Raw genomic sequence first — 7,640 nt, forward strand, 5'->3', positions numbered from 1 at the left:
GGTAGGCGAGGCGAGTACCGCACCCGCGGTATGCCGTCGTAGCCCACGCCGGCGTCCGGCGCCCTCAGGCAGGATCCGCTTCGCCCGGCCGCACGAGCCCCGACCGGTAGGCGAGCACGACGAGCTGCGCCCGGTCGCGTGCCCCGAGCTTGGTCATCGCCCGGTTGACGTGGGTCTTCGCCGTCAGCGGCGAGAGGTGCAGCCGCACGGCGATGGCGTCGTTGGCCAGACCCTGGGCCACGAGCACCATCACCTCCCGCTCCCGGTCGGTCAGCGCGTCGAGGGTGGTGTCGGGCACGGCGTCGGCGACCTCGGCAGGTTGGCCGACGACACGGGCGATGAGCGACCGGGTGGCCCGCGGGGAGAGCAGCGCCTCACCCGCGGCGACGAGCCGGATGCCCGCGATGAGCTCCTCGGGCTCCACCCCCTTGCCGAGGAAACCGCTCGCCCCGGCCCGGAGCGCCGCGACGACGTAGTCGTCCGTCTCGAAGGTCGTGAGGACGAGCACCCGCACGTCGGCGAGGGCGGGGTCGGAGGTGATCTGCTCCGTCGCGGACAGCCCGTCGGTGCCCGGCATCCGGATGTCCATGAGGACGACGTCCGGTCGCAGCGCCCGGGTCTGGCGGACGGCGTCCGCCCCGTCGAGGGCTTCGCCGACGACCTCGAGGTCGTCGGAGCTGCCGACCAGCACGGCGAATCCCTTACGGATCAGGCTCTGGTCGTCGGCGACGAGCACGCGCACGCGGGTGGTCACACCGAGCCTCCCGAGGGGCGCGTGTCGAGGCGATAGCTGACCTGCCAGTCGTCCGGCCCGTCGGGTCCGAGCGTCAGCGTGCCGCCGGTCGAGGAGGCGCGCTCCCGCATCCCGGTGAGACCGTGCTGCCCGCTCACGCGTGCCCCAATCCCGCTGTCGGACATCCGGTTCCGGACCTCGATCGTGCACCCCCGCGCGTCGTAGGACTCCGTGAGCAGGGCTGCGCCGGCGCCGTGCCGGGCCGCGTTGGTGAGGGCCTCCTGCACGATCCGGTATGCCGTGAGCTCGGCTCCCGGACCGAACTCCAGCGGGGTGCCCGACCGCTGGGTCGTCACCTGCAGGCCCGACCGGCGGGCCTCCTCGACCAGGCGAGGCAGGTCGGCGAGCCGTGGCGCCGGGGCGGTGGCCGCGCCCGGCTGCCCGTCCGCGGCATACGCGCCGGGCTCGTCGGCCCGCAGCAGCCCGAGCAGGCCGGGGATCTCCTCGAGGACGACGCGGCCGGCCTCCCGGACGTGCCCGAGCGCGATGGCCGCCTGCTCCGGGTCACTCCGCATCAGGTGCGAGGCCACCCCGGCCTGGACGTTGATCACGGCGATGTGGTGGGCGACGACATCGTGCAGGTCGCGGGCGATCCGCAGCCGTTCCTCCGAGACCCGACGGCGCGCCTCCTCCTCGCGGGTCTCTTCGGCCAGGCGGACGCGCTCGTGCGCCGCTGCGATGACGGCCCGCTGGCTGCGGACGGCGATCCCCGTCACGGCGGCCAGTGCGCTCCAGGGCCCGAGGCCGAAAGCGAAGGCCTCGAGCGGACCGACGCTGCCGACGACGAGGATGATCGCGATCGGCACGAGTGGAGTGAGCACCGCCGCGGCGATCGCCGGCCTCGCGGGGACGAGGACGGCCAGGGTGTAGACCGCGATGATCGCGGGCACGAGAGCGCGGGACGGGCCGGCGACCAGCGCCGCGCCGATGATCCCGAAGATGGTCGTCCCGGCCCACACCGGCCAGGGGAATCGGCGTCGCACGACGAGGGTGAGCGCGCCGGCGATGCAGAGCACCGTCGTGGGGGTGTCGACCGGAGCAAGGATCCGCCGCGCGGGCTCGGGCCCTGGGACACCGAGGGCGAACGCGGCGACCAGGGCCGCCAGCAGCGCGTCGACGACGAGCGGGTGCGCAGTGCTCCATCGACGCAGCGGCATGGCAGACAGCACCGCCCCACTCTAAGGCGGTGGCCCCCGCTTGCGCTTGACTCGGAGTCGGGCCGCTCGACCCCCCGTGCGCACCGAGTCGGGTGGCTCGACCCTGAGTCAGTGGGCCGGTCTGGGTCCGAGCTGGGTCAGGCGGACTCGGCCGGCACGGCGGCGCGGAAGCGGTCGGCGCAGTCGTGGGCGAACTGCCGCACGTCGCGGGCCGGGTGACCCGTGATCTCCTGGACCGTGGTCGTGATCGCTGCGGCCTCGCCCCGCGAGTAGTGCGCGTAGTCCTCGAGGGTGCCCTCGATCTGCCAGGGCGGCAGGATGCCCTCGAGCAGCACGGCGAAGGCATGGGGGTCGATGTCGTCGAAGCCGATGTCGCGACCGAGTCCCTCGCCGAGGGCCTGTGCCATCTCGGCGTGCGTGACGGCGCGCGGCCCGGTGAGGGTGAGCGTCTGGTTGGGGGCGACCTCGTCGAGGAGTGCCGCGACCGCGACGTCGGCGATGTCTCGCACGTCGATGGCACTGACTCTCGCGTCTCCGATCGGCGCGACGAATCGACCTGTGGCGGTTATCAGTCCGGCCATGGCGTAGAGCCCCTGGAAGAAGAGGTTCGGGCAGAGGAAGGTGTGGCACAGGCCCAGCTCGTCGACGCGGCGCTCGACGGCAGCGTGGTAGCGCAGGAAACGGACCGGGGAGTCCTCGCGGCTGCCCAGCTGCGACAGGACCACGAGGTGGCTGACCCCTGCCTCGGCGGCCATCTCCACGAAGCTCAGCTGCTGGGCCTCGGCGCGCGCCGAGGACGGCGTGACGAGGTATGCCGCGTCGACACCCTCGAGCGCCCTGCGGATCGTCTCGGGGGTGTCGAAGTCGGCGACGACCGGCTGCACGCCCTTCCGTAGATCGTTGCCGGTGGCGTGGCGCACCATGGCGCGCACCGTGACGTCGTCTCGCTCGACGAGTCCGGACAGGATGGGGACGCCGGTGTTGCCGGTCGCCCCGTGACGAGGACGGTGCTCATCGCCGGGTCTCCGTGTCGATCGCCGCAGTGGCGAGGTGCTGGAGCGAGGCCTCGAGCGAGGAGTTCAGGGCGCCGCGCATCGCCTCGGGGTCGGCCTCGATCGGCTGTCCCGCGAAGGACTCCAGCGTCTCGACCAACGTGCCGCCGGACTCGGGGGTGAACCGCCACTCGTGGACGCCCGTGATGCCGTCGGAGGTGCCACCCCAGAGGGAGCGGTGACCGCCGCCGGGGAGTGAGCCCACGGCATACGTCGTGGAGGTGACGGTGAAGCCGTAGCTCGTCCAGATGAAGTCGTGGCCGACCGCGAGGGGGCCGTCGGCGTGCTGCACGGTGATCTCGCCGTGCCAGCGCGGCCATCCTGCGACGTCGACGTGCAGGGCCCAGAGGGCGTCGGGTGACGCGGCGACGTGGATGCTGTGACGGACGACCACGGTTGCGGCCGAGTCGATCTCGGTAGGGGGAGTGGTCGGGACCGTGGGTGTCGCGGTCGCGGTGTCGGTGGCGTTCATCGGATCCTCCAGTAGTTAGAACCTCTTACTTACAAGGTCTAACTTCCTCCTGCGACGCGCTACTGTCAAGTCCTGGACGATGAGGAAGGAGGATGACGATGGGACGCTGGCGCGATTCGCAGCCGGAGGAGGTGCGGGCCGAGATCAAGGTCGTCGCCCTCAGACAGATTGCTGACGGTGGTCCGGAAGCCCTGTCCATCAATGCGATCGGGCGTGAGCTGGGGGTCACCGGCCCAGCTCTCTACCGCTATTTCCCGAGTCGGTCGGCCCTCCTGACCGACCTCGTGATCGATGCCTACGACGACTTCGCCGGGCACCTGAGGGCCGCCGTGAGCGATCCGGACGGGACGGGAGTCGACGCAACCCTCGTGGCGTTCGGCGAGGCCTACCTCGCCTGGGCGCGAGCGCAGCCGCACCGCTACCGGCTGATGTATCGCCCGCCGCTGCCCGACTACGATGCCCACGACGACCAGCTGGTCGAGGCCGCCCACGCAGCGATGGGAACCCTGCTCGAGGTGCTGGCCGATGACCCAGGCGCCTCGACCTCGACCGGGCGGCGGTCGGCGGCCTTCGCGACGTGGATGCGCCGGCACAAGGTGCCGCCCCGTCTCGCCGCGCGCGCCCCCGAGGCGGTCTCCTACTGGGCGAGGCTGCATGGACTGACGACCCTCGACATCGACGGCAACTTCGCCTCGATGGGGCTGGATACGCGCGCGCTCGTGCGCGCCGAGTCCCTCGCTGTGCTGAGCGCGAGGTCCGGCGTCGGCGCACCGACGAGGTAGCCAACGTCCTGCTCCGGTGCCATGATCGGCGACATGTTCGATCACGTGGGGATCCAGGTTGCCGACGTCGAGGCGTCAGCAGCGTTCTACACCAACGTCTGTGCGCCTCTCGGGTTCGCTGAGGCGATGCGCGTGCCGACGCCCGGCGGACCGGTGGTCGGCATCGCCGGCCGCAGCGGTATGCCGGGGTTCTGGGTGAGCCCCAACGAGCGGGGTGACACCCGGGAGGACCACATCGCCTTCGCAGCCGGGTCGCGCGACGAGGTCGATGCGGTCCACGCCGCTGCGGTCGCCGCGGGGGCCGAGGTCCTCCACGAGCCGCAGGTCTGGCCGGAATACCACGAGGGCTACTACGCCGTCTTCCTGCGCGATCCCGACGGGCACAACGTCGAGGCGGTCACCCACCGCTGACGCGCTGACACTGGCCCTGGGCATCCGAGACCGAGTCGACGTAACCACCGTCGTCCGGCGCCGCCGTCACCATCAAACGCGGTGCCGATATTGACCCACTGACCCGAGCCGGGGTGGGACTGTCGACCGGCGCCAGTCCGGTATGCGACGCCGACGGCGCGGCATACCGGGCACCTACCGGTCAACAGGCCCACCGGAGCGAATCGCTTATGGCAGCAACGGTTCCAGCAGTCGGTGCGGTGCAGCGAGAGCGCGGGACGCCCGGTCGTCGTTCGGGCCCGACCGCAGCGCTGGCCCGGGGACCATGGCGATCCCGCCGGGTCCGGGCAGCTCGCCGCAGGTAGGGCACTGCCCCCGGGTGTCGAGCTCGACGTCGCAGACCGCGTGCCGGAAACCTCGGCGGCCCGGGAGTGGCGTCGCGTGCTCCTCGCCCCAGGAGTAGAGCGCGTGGACGACCGGCCACAGGTCGCGGCCCCGGCCGGTGAGGGCGTAGTCCGGACGGCCCGGCCGCTCCTCGACGCGCTCGAGCACCTCCGCCTCGACGAGATCCGCGAGACGGCTCGAGAGAACGGCCCTGGGGATGCCCAGCCGTCGCTGGAAGTCACTGAACCGGCGCACGCCGAAGAAGCAGTCGCGCACCACCAGCAGGGTCCAGCGCTCCCCGACGACCTCGAGGGCGCGGGCGATGGAGCACTCCTGCGACGCGTAGTCCTGACCCAGCGGCATACGGGTGACTATAGCCATGATGGTTCAATCACCAGACCATGAGTGCTAGCGTCCAGCGCATGCATCGACGGACCGTCACCATCGCGACCCTCGGCACGACCGTCGCGATGATGTCCTACACCGCGCCCCTCGGTGCCCTCCCGACGATCGCGCGGGACCTCGGCACGAGCCCGTCGGGCCAGTCCTGGATCCTCAGTGCGATGAGCCTGGGCTTCACCACCGCTCTGCTGACGAGCGGCTCACTCGGTGACGACTACGGCCGGCGGCGCGTCTTTGTCGCCGGGGCGATCGCCATCGCGCTGGCCTCGGTCGTCGGCGCCGTCGCGCCCGGACCGGCGATCTTCGTCGTCGGCCGACTGCTGCAGGGGATCGGCGCCGCCGCCCTGATCGCCTGCAGCCTCGCCCTGATCAGCCATGTCGTCCCCCCCGGCCTGGACCGCGCGACCGCGAGCGGCATCTGGGGAGCAGGGCTCGCGGCGGGCATCGGACTCGGGCCGCTGCTCGCCGTCACCGTCCCCTGGCGGATCGCGTATGCCGTCATCGCCCTTGCCGGTCTCGCCGTCGCCATCGCGGCGGTGCGTGGGGTGGCCGAGTCGCGGGTAGGTCGTCGCAAGCGGCTCGACACGCTCGGCATCGTCCTGCTCGCCGGGGGCCTCGCCGTCTTCCTCGCCGGCCTGACCGAGAGCAGGCAGGGCCTCGACCTCGTCCCCGTGACGCTCATGGTCGTCGGTGTCTTCATGCTCGCGGGCTTCCTTGTCGTGCAGGCCCGCTCGGCCTCGCCGATGATGCCGCTGACGCTGTTCCGCGACCCGGCGCTGCTCGCTGCCACGGTCGGCGCACTCGGTGCCGGGCTCGGCATCATCTCCGTCGTGTCCTACCTCGCGACCCTCGGCCAGCGGGCCCTCGGCCTGTCCCCGGTCGAAGCGGCGTGGGTGCTGTTCGCCTGGCCGGCGCTGAGCATCGTCACCTCTTTGCTGACCAAGCAGCTCCCGGAACGGATCTCGGGCGCGGTCCGTCTCGTGGGCGGCATGGTCGTCATCGTCGCCGGCATGGCCCTGCTGCTCCACCTGACGACCACGACGTCGCCGCTGCGGCTCGTCCTCGCGCTCGTCGTCGCGGGTGTCGGCACCGGGGTCGTGAACGCGACCCTCGGCCGGGAGGCGGTGGCCAGCGTCCCGGCCGCGCTGGCCGGGGTCGGGAGCGGGATCAACAACACCAGCCGCTACTTCGGCGCCGCCATCGGCGTGACCGTCGTCGCCGTCCTCACCAGCAGGACGGGCACCGAGTCGCCGTCGCAGCTTCTCCACAACTGGGACCACGCGCTCCTCGTCGCCCTCGCGCTCACTCTCGTCTGCGTCCTGGTCGTGGCGGTGTGCGAGTCGTTCCGGCGTCGGGTGCCTGCGCGACCGACCTTGTCAGAGCGTGCCGAGGTGGGCGTGCAGGACTAGCGTCGGGCCAGGATCCAGCGGCCCCCATCCCCCCTCTCGTTCCAAGCACACGTTTTGTCAAGTTTCTGGCTCTCGGAGACCCAGGGACTTGACAAAACGTGTGCTTGGAACGGAGGTGGGGGGGTGGGATGCGGCAGGGTGAGCGCATGGCCACGCTGTGGTTCCTCACACACCCCCCTGGTATGCATCGACGCGACGGTCCCGGTGCCGCAGTGGGGCCTGTCCGACGTCGGCCGCACCCGCGCGGAGGCCTTCGCCCGGGCGAGACTCCTCGACGAGGTGACCTCGATCTGGTGCAGCACGGAGACGAAGGCGCGGGAGACCGCGGCCCTCATCGCGGGCGAGACCGGCATAACGATCCTGGAGCGGTGGGATCTCGGCGAGAACGACCGCAGCGCAACGGGATTCCTGCTTCCGTACGAGTTCGAGGCCGTAGCCGACGAGTTCTTCGCGCGACCCGAGGTCAGCGTCCGCGGCTGGGAGCGCGCCGTGGACGCGCAGGGCCGGATCGTCACCGCAGTCACCGAGCTCCTCGCCGATGAACGCTCCGGTGCCGGTGACGTCCTCGTCGTCGCCCACGGCGCCGTCGGGACGCTGCTGCTCTGTCACCTCCTCGGGAGACCGATCACGAGGCAGCTCGACCAGCTCGGCCAGCTCGGCCAGCTCGGTCAGCTCGGTCAGCTCGGTCAGCTCGGTCAGCTCGGTCAGCTCGGTCAGCTCGGCCAGCTCGGCCAGCTCGGCCAGCTCGGCCAGCTCGGCCAGCTCGGCCAGCTCGGTCAGCTCGGTGCCGGCGGCAACG

9 protein-coding genes are annotated in these 7,640 nt (G+C 71.6%); 4 read left to right on the forward strand and 5 right to left on the reverse strand.

Features of this window, described 5'->3' with window-relative positions:
- Positions 1 to 64: 64 nt before the first annotated feature.
- The 4 genes from Q0R63_RS16030 to Q0R63_RS16045 all read right to left on the reverse strand — a co-directional run bounded on the left by Q0R63_RS16030 (position 65) and on the right by Q0R63_RS16045 (position 3,474).
- Entirely contained in the window at positions 65 to 754 is a 690-nt protein-coding gene (locus Q0R63_RS16030) for a response regulator transcription factor (protein WP_295699388.1), read from the reverse strand.
- Positions 751 to 1,962 (reverse strand): histidine kinase, encoded by a 1,212-nt coding sequence (locus Q0R63_RS16035; protein ID WP_295699390.1) that lies wholly within the window; start codon positions 1,960 to 1,962, stop codon positions 751 to 753. The genes Q0R63_RS16030 and Q0R63_RS16035 overlap by 4 nt, the downstream gene beginning before the upstream one ends.
- 125 nt (positions 1,963 to 2,087) lie before the next feature.
- The gene (locus Q0R63_RS16040; protein ID WP_295699414.1) at positions 2,088 to 2,993 is read right to left on the reverse strand and encodes an NAD(P)H-binding protein; all 906 of its coding nucleotides are present in this window, start codon (positions 2,991 to 2,993) and stop codon (positions 2,088 to 2,090) included.
- On the reverse strand, positions 2,962 to 3,474 hold the full coding sequence (locus Q0R63_RS16045; protein WP_295699392.1) for an SRPBCC family protein: 513 nt from the start codon (positions 3,472 to 3,474) through the stop codon (positions 2,962 to 2,964). The genes Q0R63_RS16040 and Q0R63_RS16045 overlap by 32 nt, the downstream gene beginning before the upstream one ends.
- Positions 3,475 to 3,572: 98 nt before the next feature.
- Between Q0R63_RS16045 and Q0R63_RS16050 the strand changes: the two genes are divergently transcribed.
- Both Q0R63_RS16050 and Q0R63_RS16055 read left to right on the forward strand, forming a co-directional pair.
- Positions 3,573 to 4,256: a TetR/AcrR family transcriptional regulator gene (locus Q0R63_RS16050; protein WP_295699395.1), complete on the forward strand. Its 684-nt coding sequence runs from the start codon at positions 3,573 to 3,575 to the stop codon at positions 4,254 to 4,256.
- 33 nt (positions 4,257 to 4,289) lie between these two features.
- A complete protein-coding gene (locus Q0R63_RS16055; RefSeq protein ID WP_295699397.1) occupies positions 4,290 to 4,667 on the forward strand; it encodes a VOC family protein in 378 nt (125 codons plus the stop codon).
- A 207-nt stretch (positions 4,668 to 4,874) separates the two neighbouring features.
- Here the strand turns inward: Q0R63_RS16055 and Q0R63_RS16060 are convergent, their stop codons facing one another.
- Positions 4,875 to 5,393, reverse strand: coding sequence for a helix-turn-helix domain-containing protein (locus Q0R63_RS16060; protein WP_295699401.1), 519 nt, complete (start codon positions 5,391 to 5,393; stop codon positions 4,875 to 4,877).
- Positions 5,394 to 5,452: 59 nt separating this feature from the next.
- On the opposite strand from Q0R63_RS16060, the gene Q0R63_RS16065 reads away from it, so the two are divergent.
- Both Q0R63_RS16065 and Q0R63_RS16070 read left to right on the forward strand, forming a co-directional pair.
- Positions 5,453 to 6,841, forward strand: a complete 1,389-nt coding sequence (locus tag Q0R63_RS16065) for an MFS transporter (protein ID WP_295699406.1) — start codon at positions 5,453 to 5,455, stop codon at positions 6,839 to 6,841.
- 204 nt (positions 6,842 to 7,045) lie between these two features.
- On the forward strand, positions 7,046 to 7,640 hold a 595-nt coding region (locus Q0R63_RS16070), incomplete at its 3' end, for a histidine phosphatase family protein (protein ID WP_295699409.1).

Source organism: Lapillicoccus sp., from assembly GCF_025353065.1.
Classification (GTDB): domain Bacteria; phylum Actinomycetota; class Actinomycetes; order Actinomycetales; family Dermatophilaceae; genus Lapillicoccus.

Bases quoted from the DNA above. Each gene is read 5' to 3' on its own strand.
- Q0R63_RS16050 (WP_295699395.1), top strand. From the start codon at position 3,573: ATGGGACGCTGGCGCGATTCGCAGCCGGAGGAGGTGCGGGCCGAGATC.
- Q0R63_RS16060 (WP_295699401.1), bottom strand. From the start codon at position 5,393: ATGCCGCTGGGTCAGGACTACGCGTCGCAGGAGTGCTCCATCGCCCGC.
- Q0R63_RS16055 (WP_295699397.1), top strand. From the start codon at position 4,290: ATGTTCGATCACGTGGGGATCCAGGTTGCCGACGTCGAGGCGTCAGCA.
- Q0R63_RS16065 (WP_295699406.1), top strand. From the start codon at position 5,453: ATGCATCGACGGACCGTCACCATCGCGACCCTCGGCACGACCGTCGCG.
- Q0R63_RS16045 (WP_295699392.1), bottom strand. From the start codon at position 3,474: ATGAACGCCACCGACACCGCGACCGCGACACCCACGGTCCCGACCACT.